Origin of the sequence: Azospirillum soli, from assembly GCF_017876165.1 — a bacterium.
Classification (GTDB): Bacteria; Pseudomonadota; Alphaproteobacteria; order Azospirillales; family Azospirillaceae; genus Azospirillum; species Azospirillum soli.
Genome location: NZ_JAGINQ010000013.1, coordinates 135,752 through 151,932, shown reverse-complemented (window position 1 = coordinate 151,932; position 16,181 = coordinate 135,752). Strand labels below are relative to the sequence as shown.

The 16,181-nt window shown below is 67.4% G+C and carries 12 protein-coding genes; 1 reads left to right on the top strand and 11 read right to left on the bottom strand.

Annotated elements, in window-relative coordinates; genetic code table 11:
- Positions 1–518: 518 nt before the first annotated feature.
- The 11 genes from J2852_RS20145 to J2852_RS20095 all read right to left on the bottom strand — a co-directional run bounded on the left by J2852_RS20145 (position 519) and on the right by J2852_RS20095 (position 15,475).
- Positions 519–1,343, bottom strand: a complete 825-nt coding sequence (locus J2852_RS20145; RefSeq protein WP_209878842.1) for an IclR family transcriptional regulator — start codon at positions 1,341–1,343, stop codon at positions 519–521.
- A gap of 91 nt (positions 1,344–1,434) precedes the next feature.
- Positions 1,435–4,188, bottom strand: a complete 2,754-nt coding sequence (fdhF, locus tag J2852_RS20140; RefSeq protein ID WP_209878840.1) for a formate dehydrogenase subunit alpha — start codon at positions 4,186–4,188, stop codon at positions 1,435–1,437.
- Positions 4,185–5,927, bottom strand: coding sequence for an NAD(P)H-dependent oxidoreductase subunit E (locus J2852_RS20135; RefSeq protein WP_209878839.1), 1,743 nt, complete (start codon positions 5,925–5,927; stop codon positions 4,185–4,187). Before J2852_RS20135 ends, fdhF begins: the two co-directional genes overlap by 4 nt.
- A 72-nt stretch (positions 5,928–5,999) precedes the next feature.
- A complete protein-coding gene (gene frc, locus J2852_RS20130) occupies positions 6,000–7,274 on the bottom strand; it encodes a formyl-CoA transferase (protein WP_209878837.1) in 1,275 nt (424 codons plus the stop codon).
- A gap of 95 nt (positions 7,275–7,369) precedes the next feature.
- Complete coding sequence (gene oxc / locus J2852_RS20125; protein ID WP_343206786.1) at positions 7,370–9,091, bottom strand: oxalyl-CoA decarboxylase; 1,722 nt, start codon at positions 9,089–9,091, stop codon at positions 7,370–7,372.
- A 92-nt stretch (positions 9,092–9,183) separates the two neighbouring features.
- Positions 9,184–9,831 (bottom strand): GntR family transcriptional regulator, encoded by a 648-nt coding sequence (locus J2852_RS20120; protein WP_246499869.1) that lies wholly within the window; start codon positions 9,829–9,831, stop codon positions 9,184–9,186.
- Positions 9,832–10,371: 540 nt separating this feature from the next.
- The gene (locus tag J2852_RS20115) at positions 10,372–11,769 is read right to left on the bottom strand and encodes an NAD(P)(+) transhydrogenase (Re/Si-specific) subunit beta (RefSeq protein WP_209878831.1); all 1,398 of its coding nucleotides are present in this window, start codon (positions 11,767–11,769) and stop codon (positions 10,372–10,374) included.
- A gap of 1 nt (position 11,770) precedes the next feature.
- Positions 11,771–12,223 (bottom strand): NAD(P) transhydrogenase subunit alpha part 2, encoded by a 453-nt coding sequence (locus J2852_RS20110; protein ID WP_209878829.1) that lies wholly within the window; start codon positions 12,221–12,223, stop codon positions 11,771–11,773.
- A gap of 12 nt (positions 12,224–12,235) precedes the next feature.
- Positions 12,236–13,408 (bottom strand): Re/Si-specific NAD(P)(+) transhydrogenase subunit alpha, encoded by a 1,173-nt coding sequence (locus J2852_RS20105; protein ID WP_209878827.1) that lies wholly within the window; start codon positions 13,406–13,408, stop codon positions 12,236–12,238.
- 127 nt (positions 13,409–13,535) lie between these two features.
- On the bottom strand, positions 13,536–14,558 hold the full coding sequence (locus J2852_RS20100; protein WP_209878825.1) for a 2-dehydropantoate 2-reductase: 1,023 nt from the start codon (positions 14,556–14,558) through the stop codon (positions 13,536–13,538).
- Positions 14,559–14,731: 173 nt separating this feature from the next.
- Positions 14,732–15,475: a sulfite exporter TauE/SafE family protein gene (locus J2852_RS20095; RefSeq protein ID WP_209878823.1), complete on the bottom strand. Its 744-nt coding sequence runs from the start codon at positions 15,473–15,475 to the stop codon at positions 14,732–14,734.
- 145 nt (positions 15,476–15,620) lie between these two features.
- Here J2852_RS20095 and J2852_RS20090 point away from each other — a divergent pair, with 145 nt between their 5' ends.
- A complete protein-coding gene (locus J2852_RS20090) occupies positions 15,621–16,061 on the top strand; it encodes a GNAT family N-acetyltransferase (protein WP_209878821.1) in 441 nt (146 codons plus the stop codon).
- Positions 16,062–16,181 lie beyond the last annotated feature (120 nt).

The window sequence follows — 16,181 nt, the reverse complement described above, 5'->3', positions numbered from 1 at the left end:
CGGGGACCGGTGGTCATCCGTGTCGGCCAAGCCCTGGGCCACTTTTCTGAAAGTGGTTGAGTTTCGAACGGCGTCGGCCTGGGTCGGGACCGAGCAGCGATTCCGCTGAAGCATTCGGTGCTCCATATACGGCATCTGGTATGCCAGATCTAAAATCTGTTTGCAACACTGATTTTCTGCCCCACTACCATCAGCCTAGACCGGCTTCCGTTCCTTGGCGGAAAGACTGGATGGGCACCGCGCACAGACAAAAAAAGACCGTGCTGTTTCCAGCACGGCCATCAGATCAGGTTCGCAAGAGGCGAGCTGTCCATATCACCCGGCATAGAGGACTAAATCGCCCTCCGTGGACTTATGATGGCATTCCCCTCTGCTCGGAAAAACACTCCAGAGACATTTTTCCACGATGCGGAAAGCTTCCCGCGCCAATAAAAATGACCGCGCCACGGGAGTGGCGCGGTCGAGTTCCACAGCGGGGACGCTGCGCTCAGAGATGAACCCAATTCATAAATCGGCCATTACATCGGCACACGGCCTCCGAACTCCGCCGTGATGGCGGCGGCGGTGCGCTTGACCATCTCGCCTAGGTCGTCCACACGGGCATCCCGCATCCGGCGGCTGGTGCCGGACAGGGATATGGCGCCGACGACCGATGTGGTCTCATCAAAGATGGGGGCCGCGACACAGCGCAGGCCGGACACCCGCTCCTCCTGATCGACGGCGAATCCCCGGCTGCGGACCAGCGACAGTTCCTGCCGCAGCGCCGGCAACGAGGACACGGTGGTGCGCGTGAACTGCCGCATCCCGCGCTGGGTGACGATGGACTGCACCCGCGCCTCGGCCATCGCCGCCAGGAACGTCTTTCCGACGGCCGAGCAATGCAGCAGCGTTCGGTCCGTCACCGGAACGGCCGCCTGCGCCAGACGCGCACCGGAGACGCGGTGCAGATAAATGGCCTCGCCATCCTCCTCGACGGCAAGGCTCACCACCTCGCCGCTGTCCTCCATCAACCGCCGCAGGCGGGGCCGGGCGACGTCGAGAAGACTGCGTGTTCTCAGAAAGTTGATGCCGCTCGTGTAGGCTTGCAGCCCGACCGCCCAGCCGCGCTTCTCCTGATCGAAGCGGACGTAGCGCTCCTGTTGCAGGGTGGTCAGCAGGCGGTGCGTGGTCGATGGCGACAGGTCCGCCGCCTCGGCCACGGCGGTGAGGCTCATGGGCGTGCCCGCACCGCCGAGAATGGACAGGATGTTCAGCGCCCGCGTCAAGGACTGGACCAGTTGCCCCTTGGCCGCCGTGTCGGGCGCGCCGGGGGCGGACTCCGGGCTTTGCGATTGCGTCTTCATGGTTCCTTCCCTCCACGCCACCGGCCCTTTTGGCGGGCCTTTGTTGGCCCCCTGCCCCGCGCCGAAGCGCGGAGCAGGGTGTCTCAGGACGTCACGCGACCGGCTCGATCCGCGCGGCGGCGAACTTGAACTCCGGGATCTTACCGTAGGGGTCGAGCTTCGGGTTGGTCAGCACGTTGGCCGCCGCCTCGGCGTAGCAGAAGGGCACGAACACCAGCCCGCTGGGGACGCCGTAGTCGGACCGCGCCTTCAGCTCGATGGCGCCGCGCCGCGTGGTCACCTTCACCGTGTCGCCGCCCTTGGCCCCCATGCGGCGGAGATCCGCCGGGCTCATGTAGGCCACCGCCTCCGGCTCGATGTCGTCGAGCACCTGGGCGCGCCGCGTCATCGACCCGGTGTGCCAGTGCTCCAACTGGCGGCCGGTGGTCAGCACCATGGGGAAGTCGGCGTCCGGCTCCTCGGCCGGCGGGATCACGTCGGCGGGGACCAGACGGCCACGGCCGGTCGCCGTGGGGAAGCCGTCGCCGAACACGATCTCCTGCCCCGGATCCTCCGCCGACAGGCTGGGATAGGTGACCGAGCGCTCGCGCTCCAGCCGCTCCCAGGTGATGTTGTCGAGCGAGGGCATCGCCTTCTTCATCTCGGCGAACACCTCGCGCGGGTGCCCGTAGTTCCAGTCGAGGCCGAGGCCGCGCGCCAACGCGTTGAGGATCCACAGGTCCTGCCGCGCCTCGCCCGGCGGCGGCAGCGCCTGCCGGCCCATCTGCACCTGGCGGTTGGTGTTGGTCACCGTGCCGTTCTTCTCCGGCCAGGCGGAGGCCGGCAGCACCACGTCGGCATACTTGGCCGTCTCGGTCAGGAACAGGTCCTGCACGACGAGATGGTCGAGCATCCCCAGCGCCTCGCGGGCGTGCTCCACGTCCGGGTCGGACATGGCCGGGTTCTCGCCCATCACATACATGCCGCGGATTTTGCCAGCGTGGATGGCGTCCATGATCTCAACCACGGTCAGGCCGCGCTTGGGATCCAGCTTCGTCTGCCACAGATCCTCGTAGAAGGCGCGGACCTCGGCGTCCTCCACCGGACGGTAGTCCGGGTACATCATCGGGATCAGGCCGGCGTCGGACGCGCCCTGCACGTTGTTCTGGCCGCGCAGCGGGTGCAGCCCGGTGCCGGGGCGGCCGATGTGGCCGGTGACCAGCGACAGCGCGATCAGGCAACGCACGTTGTCGGTGCCGTGGGTGTGCTGCGACACGCCCATGCCCCAGAAGATGATCGAGGCCTTGGAGGTGGCGTACAGCCGCGCCACGTCGCGCAGCGTCTGGGCGTCGATGCCGCAGACCGGGGCCATCGCCTCCGGCGTGAAGGCCTTGATGTGCTCCTTCAGCTCGGCGAAATCCTGGGTGTGCTCGGCGACATACCGCTCGTCGTACAGCCCCTCGGTGATGATGACGTTCAGCAGCGCGTTCAGCATCGGCACGTCGCGGCCGGGCGTGAAGCGCATCATGTGCGTGGCGTGGCGCCGCAGCGCCGTGCCGCGCGGATCCATGACGATCAGCTTGGCGCCCTTCTTCACCGCGTTCTTGAAGAAGGTCGCGGCGACGGGGTGGTTCTCCGTCGGGTTGGAGCCGATGACGACGATCACCTCGGCGTCCTTGGCCGCCATGAAAGGGGCGGTCACCGCACCCGACCCGATGCCCTCGATCAGCGCCGCCACGGAGGAGGCGTGGCACAGGCGGGTGCAATGGTCCACGTTGTTGGTGCCGAACCCGGTCCGCACCAGCTTCTGGAACAGGTACGCCTCTTCGTTCGAGCCCTTGGCCGAACCGAAGCCGGCCAGGGCCGAGCCGCCCTTCGTGTCGCGGATGTCCGTCAGCCCCTTGGCGGCCACGGCCAGCGCCTCCTCCCACGAGGCTTCGCGGAAATGGGTCAGCGGGTTGGCCGGGTCGATGTCCACGTCATGCTTGGACACGCCCTCGCGGCGGATCAGCGGCGTGGTCAGCCGGTGCGGGTGGTGGATGTAGTCGAAGCCGAAGCGGCCCTTCACGCACAGCCGGCTCTCGTTCGACGGGCCGTCGCGCCCGGTCACCGACAGCAGCTTGCCGTCCTTGATATTGTAGGTCAGCTGGCAGCCGACGCCGCAATAGGGGCAGACGCTGTCCACCGTCTCGTCCGCCGCCGCCTTGAAGACGCCGGTCGTCAGATCGACCTGGGTCTTCGGCATCAGCGCGCCGGTCGGGCAGGCCTGCACGCACTCGCCACAGGCCACGCAGGTGCTGTCGCCCATGGCGTCGTCGAAGTCGAAGACGATCTTCTCGTGATGGCCGCGAAGCGCCATGCCGATCACGTCGTTGACCTGGACCTCGCGGCAGGCGCGGACGCACAGGTTGCACTGGATGCAGGCGTCGAGCTGCACCGCCATGGCGGGGTGGCTGAAGTCCTTGGCGACCGGCGCCGCCCGCGTCGGGAAGCGGCTTTCCGTCACGCCGACCTTGTCCGCCCAGTTCCAGAAGCGGGAGTCCGGGTCGTGCGCCTCGGCGCGCTCCGGCTGGTCGCCGACCAGCAGCTCGAACACCATCTTGCGGGCCTGCTTGGCCTTGTCGCTGGCGGTGCGGACGTACATGCCGGCGGTCGGCGTCCGCTTGCAGGAGGCGGCGAGCACGCGCTCGCCCTCGATCTCCACCATGCAGGCGCGGCAGTTGCCGTCGGAGCGGTAGCCGGTCTGGGTGGTGTGGCAGAGGTGCGGGATCTCGGTGCCGAGGCGCGTGGCGACCTGCCAGATGGTCTCGCCCGCCTGCGCCTCGACCTCTTGCCCGTCGAGATGGAAGTGGATCCGGCCGCTCATTGGGCATCCTCCCGGGTCTTTTCGTTGCTCACCGCGTTGTTGAGTCGGTCGCGGAAGTGCTTCAGCGCGCTTTTCAGCGGATTCATGGCCGCCTGGCCGAGGCCGCAGATGGAGGCGCTGCCCATCACCGCCGCCAGCTCGTCGAGCAGCGGTTCGTCCCACACCGGCCGCTTGATCAGCGCCACGGCCTTCTCGGTGCCGACGCGGCAGGGCGTGCACTGGCCGCAGCTTTCATCCTCGAAGAAGGCCATCAGGTTCAGGACCACCTTGCGCATGTCGTCCCGGTCGGACAGCACCACGACGGCGGCCGAGCCGATGAAGCAGCCGTGCTGCTCCAGCGTGCCGAAGTCGAGCGGCACGTCGTCCATGCTGGCCGGCAGGATGCCGCCCGACGCCCCGCCCGGCAGGTAGCCGATGAAGGTGTGCCCCTCGGCCATGCCGCCACAGTACTCGTCGATCAGCTCGCGCATCGTGATGCCGGCGGGGGCCAGCTTGACGCCCGGCTCCTTGACGTGGCCGGAGACGGAGAAGCTGCGCAGGCCCGTGCGGCCGTTGCGGCCGAAGCTGCCCCACCATTCCCCGCCCTTCTCCACGATGTCGCGGATCCAGAACAGCGTCTCGACGTTGTTGATCAGCGTCGGCCGGCCGAACAGGCCGACGACGGAGGGGAATGGCGGCTTGTGGCGCGGCAGTCCGCGCTTGCCCTCGATGCTCTCCAGCATCGCGGACTCCTCGCCGCAGATGTAGGCGCCGGCGCCGCGCCGCAGGTGGATGCGGGTGTGGTTGGCGAGCCCGGCGGCCTCCACCACGGCGATCTCCCGCGCCAGGATCTCGCGGCATTGCGGGTACTCGTCGCGGAGATAAATATAGACGTCCGTGGCCTCCACCACCCAGGCGCCGATCAGCATGCCTTCCAGGAAGCGGTGCGGGTCGGTTTCCAGATGGAAGCGGTCTTTGAAGGTGCCCGGCTCGCCCTCGTCGCCGTTGACCGCCATCAGGCGCGGCCCGGCCTCGTGCCGCACGAAGCGCCACTTGCGCCCGGTCGGGAAGCCGGCGCCGCCCAGGCCGCGCAGGTTGGCGCCCTCCAGCCGGTGCAGGATGTCCTCCACGTCCCGCCGCCCGTCCAGGCAGTCGGTCAGCAGCGCGTAGCCGCCGCCCGCGCGGTAGGCCTCGTAGCCGGCGTAGTCGGGGATGCGCGGGTGGGTGTCGCCGTTCCTCACCGCTTCGGTCACGCTCTCGACCGTGGCGTTCTCGTGCAGGGCATGGCCGATGGCGACCGCCGGGGCGTTGTGGCAGGCGCCCATGCAGGGGGCCCGCACCACGCGGACGTCGGGGCCCAGCGCCCCGGGCAGCTGCTCCATCAGTTTCTCGCCGCCGGCCATGCAGCAGGACAGGCTGTCGCAGACCCGGACGGTGACCGGGGGCGGAGCCTCCTCGCCGTCCATGACGATGTCGAAATGGGCGTAGAAGGAGGCCACCTCGTAGACTTCGACCAGAGCCAGCCGCATCTCCTGCGCCAGCGCGGCGAGGTGGCGGGCGTGCAGGCCGTGGTAAGTGTCCTGAAGAAGATGAAGATGCTCGATCAGCAGATCCCGCTGGCGGGACCGGTCGCCGAGCAGCCCCTGCACGTCGGCCAGCGCCGCCGGATCGACCTGCCGCCCTTTGGGCTGCGGCCGCGTGTTCCGGCGCCCAGCGCCGGGATGCATGGCCCGCTTCGTCGCGACCATCGCCGTGTCCATGTCCGCCTCCCCGTTCCTAAGCTCTGGTACCGTTGCTTTTTTTTGCCCGTTTGTTTGGTGACGCCTGTCGGTTTACTCGGCGGCCATCCGTTGGACGGCGCCCAGCGCCCCGCCGTCGCGGGCCATGGCGATCCGCCGTTCGTCGAAGCCAAGGACGTCGCGCAGGATTTCCTCGGTGTGCTCGCCCAGCAGCGGGGAGCGCGTCACCTCGGTGGGGCTGTCGGACAGCTTGATCGGGTTGCCGACCGACAGGTACTTGCCGCGCGTCGGGTGATCGACCTCGACCACCGTGCCGGTCGCCCGCAGCGACTCCTCCTCGGCGATCTCCTTCATCGACAGGATCGGACCGCAGGGTATGTCGTATTCGTTCAGGATGTCCATGACCTCGAACTTGGTCTTTGTCTTGGTCCAGTCCTCGATGGTGGCGAAGATGCTCATCAGGCGCGGCAGGCGGGCCGCCGGGGTCGCGTAGTCGGGATCGGTGATCCATTCCGGCTTGCCGATCACCGTGCAGATCTTGCCCCACACCGGCGCCTGGGTGATGAAGTAGATGTAGGCGTTGGGGTCGGTCTCCCAGCCCTTGCACTTCAGGATCCAGCCCGGCTGGCCGCCGCCCGACGCGTTGCCGGCGCGCGGCACGGTGTCGCCGAAGCTGCCGTTCGGATATTGCGGGTATTCCTTCAGCGGCCCGCGATCCAGCCGCTGCTGGTCGCGCAGCTTGACCCGGCACAGGTTCAGCACGGCGTCCTGCATGGCGGCCAGCACCTTCTGCCCGCGCCCGGTCGACTTGCGCTGGTACAGCGCGGTGACGATGCCCAGCGCCAGGTGCAGGCCGGTGCCGCTGTCGCCGATCTGCGCGCCGGTGACCATCGGGGGGCCGTCGTCGAACCCGGTGGTGGAGGCCGCACCGCCCGCGCACTGCGCCACGTTCTCGTAGACCTTGCAATCCTCGTAGGGGCCGGGGCCGAAGCCCTTGACCGACGCCACGATCATGCGCGGGTTCAGCTCCTGGATGCGCTCCCAGGTGAAGCCCATGCGGTCGAGCACGCCGGGGGCGAAGTTCTCGACCAGCACGTCGCAGATCTTCACCAGCTCTTCCAGCACCGCCTTGCCTTCGGCCGTCTTGGTGTCGAGGGTGATCGAGCGCTTGTTGTGGTTCAGCATCGTGAAGTAGAGGCTGTCCGCGCCGTCGATGTCGCGCAGCTGGCCACGGGTGATGTCGCCCTCGCCGGGCCGCTCCACCTTGATCACATCAGCGCCGAACCACGCCAGCAGCTGCGTGCAGGTCGGGCCCGACTGGACATGGGTAAAGTCCAGAACACGCACCCCTTCAAGAGCTTTTCCCATCGTCCTTCCCCCTCGACGTTTCCTGATTTCTTACTGACGTTTTTTTGGCGGGTGGCGGCCCGCCCGCCTGAACGGCCGGGCCGCGCCCTCCCTTGCTACTCGGCCGCCGGCATCTTGCGGACCGAGCTGGTCGGGTTGAGGCTGCCGATGTTGCCGCTTTCGGTGCCGGCCGCCGGGTCGATGACCGCGTTGATGAGCGTCGGCTTGCCGCTGCCCATGGCCTCGCTGACGGCGCGGTAGAGATCGTCCGGGTTCGTCACGTTGACGCCCACCCCGCCGAAGGCTTCCATCATCTTGTCGTAGCGGGAGCCCGGCACGAACACCATCGGCGAGGGGTCCGGCTTGCCCGTCGGGTTGACGTCGGTGCCGCGATAGATGCCGTTGTTGTTGAAGATGACGATGCAGACCGGCAGGTTGTACCGGCAGATCGTCTCCACCTCCATGCCCGAGAAGCCGAAGGCGCTGTCGCCCTCGATGGCCAGAACCGGCTTGCCGCTCTCCACGGCGGCGGCGACGGCGAAGCCCATGCCGATGCCCATGACGCCCCAGGTGCCGACGTCCAGGCGCTTGCGCGGCTGCTGCATGTCAATGATGCCGCGCGCGAGGTCGAGCGTGTTGGCGCCCTCGTTCACCAGCATGGCGTCCGGCCGCTCCTGGACGACACGGCGGAGCGCGCCCAGCGCGCCGTGGAAGTTCATCGGCACCGCGTTGCTCATCAGCTTCGGCGCCATCTTGGCGATGTTCGCCTCCTTGCGGGCGGCGACCGCGTTGACCCAGTCGGCCGGCGGCGGCGTCCAATCGCCGTCGATGGCGTTCGTCAGCGCGGTGATGCAGGAGCCGATGTCGCCGACCAGCGGGGCGACGATCTCGACGTTGCTGTCCATCTCCTTCGGCTCGATGTCGATCTGGATGAACTTCTTCGAGCCGGGCGCGCCCCAGCTCTTGCCCTTGCCGTGCGACAGCAGCCAGTTGAGCCGGGCGCCGACCAGCAGCACCACGTCGGCCTCCTTCAGCACCAGGGAGCGCGCGGCGCCGGCCGACAGCGGGTGGGTGTCGGGCAGCAGGCCCTTGGCCATGCTCATCTGGAGGAAGGGGATGCCGCTCTTCTCGACGAAGCTGCGGATTTCCTCGTCGGCCTGGGCATAGGCCGCGCCCTTGCCGAAGATGACCAGCGGGCGCTTGGCGCCCTTCAGCACATCGACCGCGCGCTCGACGGCGCTCGGGGCCGGGATCTGGGCCGGGGCCGGGTCGATGACCTTGACCAGCGAGCGGGCGCCCTCGGCGGCGTCCATCACCTGCGAGAACAGCTTGGCCGGCAGGTCGAGATACACGCCGCCCGGACGGCCCGACACGGCGGCGCGGATGGCGCGCGCCACGCCGATGCCGATGTCCTGCGCGTGCAGGATGCGGAAGGCGGCCTTGCAGAGCGGCTTGGCGATGGCCAGCTGGTCCATCTCCTCGTAATCGCCCTGCTGGAGATCGACGATCTCGCGCTCGGACGAGCCGGAGATGAGGATCATCGGGAAGCAGTTGGTGGTGGCGTTCGCCAGGGCCGTCAGGCCGTTGAGGAAGCCCGGCGCCGATACGGTCATGCAGACGCCCGGCTTCTTGGTCAGGAAGCCGGCGATGGCGGCGGCGTTGCCGGCGTTCTGCTCGTGCCGGAACGAGATGACGCGCATGCCTTCGCCCTGCGCCATGCGCAGCAGATCGGAAATCGGAATGCCCGGAACGACATAGAGGTTCTCGATGCCGTTGAGCTTGAGCGCGTCGATGACGAGCTGAAAGCCATCGGTCAGCGCCGGAGGCGCATCGATCACAGAAGCATCCGTGGCTTGGTTCTTGTCCATTATTGCAGCCGCAGTCGACATAACGGTAACTCCTCCCCGAGCTCTTTAAGGTTCAGATCGGTTCAATCGAGAAAGTCGCAGTGGTTTTCCACGAAGTGCGCGAGGCCGAGCGTGTGTTCGCGCACCCGGCGCTCCGCGAGGTCGGCGTCCCGGTCCATCAGGGCCTGGATGATCTCGCGATGCTCGACCATCGACTTTTCGGCCCGCCGGCCCCGGCGCATGGTGACCCGCCGGATCGCCCGCATGTGGATGAAGAAACGGTCGGTCAGATCGGCGATCAGACCGCAGCCGGACGCCTGGATGATCGCCTGGTGGAAGGCGATGTTGGCGTCCGAATATTCCAGCACGTGATCGGCCAGCTCGCCTTCCGAAAACGGGTCGAAGGTGGCGTTCAGGTCGTCGACGCTCTGGCTGTTGGCGCGTTCCACGAAGAGACGGGCGGCCATGCCTTCCAGCGCGGCGCACACCGTGATCATCTCGACGATTTCCGCCTTGGTCTTGCGGACCACGTAGATGCCCCGGCGCGGCTGCGAACGGATGAAGCCCTCCTGCTCCAGCAGGGCCATGGCCTCGCGCACCGGGGTGCGGCTGACGCCGAGGGCTTCGCAGAGGTGGCGCTCGTCCAGGCGGATTTCGTTGCGCTCGCCATAGATGTCCATCTGCGTGATGGCTTGGCGCAGCGCCTGATAGGCCTTCGCCTTGAAGCTCATGCCCTGGTCAAGGGGCTCTACGGAGAATCTCATTCGGTCCATGGCGTTTCCGTCCCTGTGCTGCGCCGCCTCTCGCGTGCATTTTTCACCCATCTTGTGGTGCGTGGGTTTGAATTGGAGATACGGTATACCAGATGCCACTGGGCGCGCAAGCGAATATGTTCGCGCATCGAACTGTTTTGTTGGTCAGCACCGCGATGCGTCGCCGGAAGCGCCAGCTCCGCCCAGGAACTCTCAAATTCATAGCTCAATCAGCTGCTTAGCCCCTTACGCGACTCACCATGGACGTGATAGACGGCGTCCTGGCACACCACATGCCACGCGGACATAGCTGGTATACATTATCCATTATCCTCGTTTCGACCCTTCCGGGTTACAAAGGGGAACAGGAACTGCACGCAGTCCTCCTTGTAGGTTCCCCACTGACGGCTCCGCGGCCTTGCGCTGACGGGGCCTTCTTTTTTGCCGCGAGCGCACCATGGAAAAAGCCCCTCCCCGGTTTCGCCGGAAAAGGGCTTTTCGCCTTTTCAAAAATGCGTTTTACGACTGCTCGGCGGCTTTTACGACCTCTTCGGTGACCTTCTTGGCGTCGCCGAACAGCATCATGGTGTTGGGGCGGAAGAACAGCTCGTTCTCCACGCCGGCGTAGCCGGAGGCCATCGAGCGCTTGATGAAGAACACCGTCTTGGCCTTCTCCACGTCGAGGATCGGCATGCCGTAGATCGGGCTTTGCGGGTCGGTCTTGGCCGCCGGGTTGGTCACGTCGTTGGCCCCGATCACGAAGGCCACGTCGGCCGTGCCGAAGTCGCGGTTGACGTCCTCCAGCTCGAACACCTCGTCGTACGGCACGTTGGCCTCGGCCAGCAGCACGTTCATGTGCCCGGGCATGCGCCCCGCCACCGGGTGGATGGCGTACTTGACCTCGACGCCTTCCTTCTTCAGGTGGTCGGCCATCTCCCTGAGCGCGTGCTGCGCCTGCGCCACCGCCATGCCGTAGCCCGGCACGATGATCACCGACTGCGCGTTCTTCATGATGTAGGCCGCGTCCTCCGGCGAGCCGGCCTTCACCGTGCCGCGCTCGCCGCCGCCGCCCGACGCCGCCGCCGCGCCCTCGCCGCCGAAGCCGCCGAGGATGACGTTGAAGATCGAGCGGTTCATGCCCTTGCACATGATGTAGGACAGGATCGCACCCGACGAGCCGACCAGCGCCCCGGTGATGATCAGCAGGTTGTTCTGCAGCGTGAAGCCGATGCCCGCCGCCGCCCAACCGGAGTAGCTGTTCAGCATCGAGATGACCACCGGCATGTCCGCCCCGCCGATGGGGAGGATCAGCAGGAAGCCGAGCGCCAGCGCCACGATCACGATCAGCCACATGGCGACCGAGGCGTTCGACTGCACCAGCCAGAGGATCAGCAGGATGGTCAGCACGCCCAGGCCGGCGTTGAGGTGGTGCTGGAAGGGGAAGACCAGCGGCTTGCCCGAGACCAGCCCCTGCAGCTTGGCAAACGCGACGATGGAGCCGGTGAAGGTGATGGCGCCGATGGCGGTGCCGAGCGCCATCTCGACCAGCGAGCCCTTGGCGATGGCCCCGGGCACGCCGATGCCGTAGGCGGCCGGCGAGTAGAAGGCGGCCAGCGCGACGAACACGGCGGCCAGACCAACCAGGCTGTGGAAGGCGGCGACCAGCTGCGGCAGCGCGGTCATCTCGATCTTCTTGGCGATGACGTAGCCGATGCCGCCGCCGATGGCGATGCCGAGGATGATCATCCAGTAGGACTGGACGATGGGCAGGGCCAGCGTGGTGAGGATGGCGATGGTCATGCCGACCATGCCGTAGATGTTGCCCTGACGCGAGGTCTCCGGGCTGGAGAGGCCGCGCAGCGCCATGATGAAGCAGACCGAGGCGACGAGGTAGAGAAGGGCGGCGAGGGTTTCCATCTTACTGACCCTTCTTCTTGAACATGCTGAGCATGCGCTGGGTGACGAGGAAGCCGCCGAAGATGTTGACGCTGGCCAGGATGACGGCGAGGAAGCCCATCACCTTGGAGAAGCCCCCAGCAAAATCATAAGGGCCCGCCGGGCCGGCGGCGATCAGGGCGCCGACGATGATGACCGAGGACACCGCGTTGGTCACCGCCATCAGCGGCGAGTGCAGCGCCGGGGTGACCCGCCACACCACGTAGTAGCCCACAAAGCAGGCCAGAACGAACACCGTCAGGCCGGTGATGAAAAAGCTGCCGCTGTGCACCGCCGCCTCCACCACGGGGGCCGGCAGGGGCACGGCGGGCGCCACTTGCGCCGCCTGCGCCTCCGACACGCCCAGATGACTGGTCAGCGTAACGAGGGCGTCACGGAAGGCGGCGAGAACGCTTGCGGGATCGGGATGTTCCATGGGGCCGCCTCCTCAGACGGGCTGCGCTTCGCGGACCGTCTCCGCGAAGGCGGGGTGGACGACCTGGCCGTCGCGGGTCAGCGCGATGGCCTTGACGATCTCGTCGTCCCAGTTGAGCGCGATGCCCGTGTCCTTGTCGTGCAGCGACTGCAGCAGGGCGAGCAGGTTCTTGGCGTAGAGCAGCGACGCCGACTCGGCGATGCGGCTGGGGTAGTTGCCGTGCCCGACGATCGTCACGCCGTTGGCCGTGGTCACCACCTCGCCGAGCTTGGATCCCTCGACGTTGCCGCCCTGCTCCACCGCCAGATCGATGATCACCGAACCCGGCTTCATCGAGGCGACATGCTCGGCCGTCACCAACACCGGGGCCTTGCGGCCGGGGATCAGCGCGGTGGTGATGACGATGTCCTGCTTCTTGATGTGCTCGGCCACCAGCGCCGCCTGCTGGCGCTTGTAGTCGTCCGACATCTCCTTGGCGTAGCCGCCGGCCGTCTCGGCCTGTTTGAACTCCTCGTTCTCCACCGCGACGAAGCTGCCGCCCAGGCTCTGCACCTGCTCCTTGACCGCCGGGCGCACGTCGGTGGCCGAGACGATGGCGCCCAGCCGCTTGGCGGTGGCGATGGCCTGCAGGCCGGCGACGCCGACGCCCATGATGAAGGCGCGCGCCGGCGGCACGGTGCCGGCGGCGGTCATCATCATCGGGAAGGCGCGGCCGTACTCGGAAGCGGCGTCCACGACGGCCTTGTAGCCGGCGAGGTTGGCCTGGGAGGACAGCACGTCCATGACCTGGGCGCGGGTGATGCGCGGCATGAACTCCATGGCGAAGGCGTTCACCCCGGCCGCCGCGTAGGCGGCCAGCGACTCGCGGGCGTTGTGCGGCTGGAGGATGCCGAAGAGCAGGGCGCCGCGCTTGATCAGCGCCAGCTCGTCCTCACCGCCCTCGGCGGCGGTCAGCGGGCGCTGCACCTTCAGCACGATGTCGGCGTCGGCCAGCGCCGAGGCGGCGTCGGGCGCGATGGTGGCGCCGGCCGCCGCGAACACCGCGTCCGGCAGGTTCGAGCCGAGGCCCGCACCGGTTTCCACGACCACGTCGAGGTTGAGGGCTTTGAGTTTTTTGACGGTTTCCGGCGACGCGGCGACGCGCGCCTCATTCGGCCGCCGTTCCTTGGGGACAGCGATCTTCATGGGTGTGTTTTGCCTCCCGACTTGTGCGGCTCGGCAAGCCTCAGCCTTCCGGCCGGATTGGCGGACGGCCGCGACGGGGCGGCCTCCGCGATGTCACTGCTGATAAGAAGAGATCCGGCCCGTGCCCTTACTGCGCGGCGACGGCGGGGACGGGTTCGGCGGCGGGGTGCGGGCGGCTGTACAGCCCGGCCACCTCGCCGCGCTGGCGCACCAGGGCCAGCACCACGTCGATGCTCGGCGTCGCCACCCCGACCAGCCGCCCCATCTCCTGCACCACCGACAACAGCGCGTCGATCTCCATCGGCCGCCCGCGCTCCAGGTCCTGCAGCATCGAGGTCTTGTGCGCCCCGACCGCCCCGGCCCCGTTGATCCGCCGCTCCACGTCGACCCGGAAGCGCACCCCGATGCGCTCGGCGATCGCCTGCGCCTCCAGCATCATCGCTTTGGCCACCGCCCGCGTCCCCGGATCGGCGCAGATCACCTCCAGGGTGGCGTGGGTCAGCGCGCTGATCGGGTTGAAGCACAGGTTGCCCCACAGCTTCAGCCAGATCTCGTCGCGGATGCGCTCCAGCACCGGCGCCCGCAAGCCCCCCGCCGCCATCGCCTCCGACAGGGCGCTGACCCGCGCCGAGGTGCCGCCGTCCGGCTCGCCGAGCGGGAACTTGTCGCCGTAGATGTGCTGGATCACCCCCGGCTCGACCACCTCGGTGGCCGGGTAGACCACGCAGCCGATGGCGCGCTCCGGCCCGAAGCCGGTCCACTGCGCCCCGCCAGGATCGATGGTCTCCAGCCGCCGGCCCTCGAAGGCGCCGCCGGTCTTGTGGAAGTACCAGTAGGGGATGCCGTTGACCGCCGTGACCACCGCCGTGTCCGGTCCCAGCAGCGGCTGGATGGAGGGCACCGCCGCCGGCACGGAATGCGCCTTGAGCGCGATGATGACGTAGTCCTGCGGCCCCAGCTCGGCGGCGTTGTCGGTGCAGCGCGGGCGCACCACGGTGTCCTCGTCCTGGGCGAGCAGGCGCACGCCGCGCTCGCGCATGGCGGCGAGATGCGCGCCGCGCGCCACCAGGCTGACCTCGGCCCCGGCCTGGTGCAGGCGCACCCCCATGAAGGCGCCGATGGCGCCGGAGCCAAAGATGCAGATCTTCATGCCGCGTCCCTCCCACTGCTGCCGCGCTGCGTTGGTTGGCTCGGACCGCTCCTCAGGATTGGTTTGCTGGGGCATCCATCGGCCCCGCCAACGAATACTGAGTTTGGTATACCATATGCCAAGTGTCAACGCGGAAATTGGGGGCTTCGCGACGCTGCCCGATCAGTGCCCCATCAGTGCCTGATCCAAAAGAAATAGACGGTCAGCGCGGCACCGATCCCGATGATCAGCCGCTTCAAAAGCACGGGATCCACGCGCTTCGCCGCCAGCGCGCCGGCGTATCCCCCACCGACCGCCGCGATGGCCATCGCCGCCGTTTCGGTCCAAGACACGGCCCCGGAGAGGACGAAGGTCGCCACCGCCGCCGCGTTCATCAGCGTGGCGAGCAGGATGCGCAGGCCATTCATGGCGTGCAGGTCGCGCATCCCGAACAGCGTCAGCGCCGCCAGCATCAGCAGGCCAATACCGCCGCCGAAATAGCCGCCGTACACCGAGATGACGAACTGCACGACCAGCACGCCACGCCCACCCAACCGCAAGCGGTCGCTCAGCCTACGGGCGTAACTGCCGAACGCGAAGACCAGCGTGGCGAAGAGCAGCAGCCACGGCACCAGCCCGGCGAACACCGCGTTCGGCGTGACGATCAGCAGAATGGCGCCAAGCCCCCCGCCGACCACGCTGATGGCGACGAAGGCGGCGACGTTGACCTCCTCCACGGACCGGATGTTCGCGCGGTAGGCCCAAGTGCTCGCCGCTTGTCCGGGGAACAGGGCGACGGTGCTGGAGGCGTTGGCGCTGACCGGCATCATGCCGGCCAGCAGCAGCGCCGAGAAGGTGATGAAGGCGCCCCCTCCGGCGATGGCGTTGAGCACGCCCGACACGAAGGCGGCCAGCATCAGCAAGGCAAGAACGAGCATGATTCATTCCTTCCAGACGCGTTTTCCCGGCGATTGGGTGGATCGCGCGAGGCGCGGCTTGCGCGGCTCTGATATCTGGTATACCGTATTTCAGATGAGACTTGAAGTCTCGACCGGATCCAACGCAGGGGAGGAACGACGCAACATGGACGGACAAGCGATCAAGGTCACGCTGGCGCGAACCGACGACGACATCGTGTCGAGTTTCGAGGTCATCCGGGAACTCCGCACCCATCTGACCGACGCGACGGCCTTTCGCGATCAGGTCCGCAGGCAGATGGACGACGGCTACAATCTGGCGGTTCTGCGGGTCGGCGGTGACGTCGCGGGCTGCGGTGGCTTTCGCGTTCACGAGACGCTGTCTCGCGGCCGTTACATGTATGTCGAGGATCTGGTCACGTCGTCGAAGCACCGCTCGTTGGGGCTCGGCGACAAGCTGTTCGACTGGCTGACCGGGGAAGCGCGCGAGCGCGGCTGCGCGCAGTTGGAGATCATTTCCGGCGTGCAGCGCGGCGACGCCCACCGCTTCTATCACCGCAAGCGGATGAGCATCAAAGCCTTCCAGCTCGTCCTGCCGCTGACCTGACGGCAAGGGTCAAGAATCTGAACAAAAGGCGGCCCCGCCGAGCAGGGCCGCCTTTTTTGTGTCCTCCCCCGAATGCGCGAACCGTCCGCCTTCAAAACTGTTTGACTGACATACAGTATT

What these genes read in the sequence shown, in the direction of transcription:
- frc (WP_209878837.1), bottom strand. Translation starts at nt 7,274, where the DNA reads ATGGGAAAAGCTCTTGAAGGGGTGCGTGTTCTGGACTTTACCCATGTC.
- J2852_RS20090 (WP_209878821.1), top strand. Translation starts at nt 15,621, where the DNA reads ATGGACGGACAAGCGATCAAGGTCACGCTGGCGCGAACCGACGACGAC.
- J2852_RS20095 (WP_209878823.1), bottom strand. Translation starts at nt 15,475, where the DNA reads ATGCTCGTTCTTGCCTTGCTGATGCTGGCCGCCTTCGTGTCGGGCGTG.
- J2852_RS20145 (WP_209878842.1), bottom strand. Translation starts at nt 1,343, where the DNA reads ATGAAGACGCAATCGCAAAGCCCGGAGTCCGCCCCCGGCGCGCCCGAC.
- J2852_RS20135 (WP_209878839.1), bottom strand. Translation starts at nt 5,927, where the DNA reads ATGGACACGGCGATGGTCGCGACGAAGCGGGCCATGCATCCCGGCGCT.
- J2852_RS20100 (WP_209878825.1), bottom strand. Translation starts at nt 14,558, where the DNA reads ATGAAGATCTGCATCTTTGGCTCCGGCGCCATCGGCGCCTTCATGGGG.
- J2852_RS20105 (WP_209878827.1), bottom strand. Translation starts at nt 13,408, where the DNA reads ATGAAGATCGCTGTCCCCAAGGAACGGCGGCCGAATGAGGCGCGCGTC.
- J2852_RS20110 (WP_209878829.1), bottom strand. Translation starts at nt 12,223, where the DNA reads ATGGAACATCCCGATCCCGCAAGCGTTCTCGCCGCCTTCCGTGACGCC.
- fdhF (WP_209878840.1), bottom strand. Translation starts at nt 4,188, where the DNA reads ATGAGCGGCCGGATCCACTTCCATCTCGACGGGCAAGAGGTCGAGGCG.
- J2852_RS20115 (WP_209878831.1), bottom strand. Translation starts at nt 11,769, where the DNA reads ATGGAAACCCTCGCCGCCCTTCTCTACCTCGTCGCCTCGGTCTGCTTC.
- J2852_RS20120 (WP_246499869.1), bottom strand. Translation starts at nt 9,831, where the DNA reads ATGAGCTTCAAGGCGAAGGCCTATCAGGCGCTGCGCCAAGCCATCACG.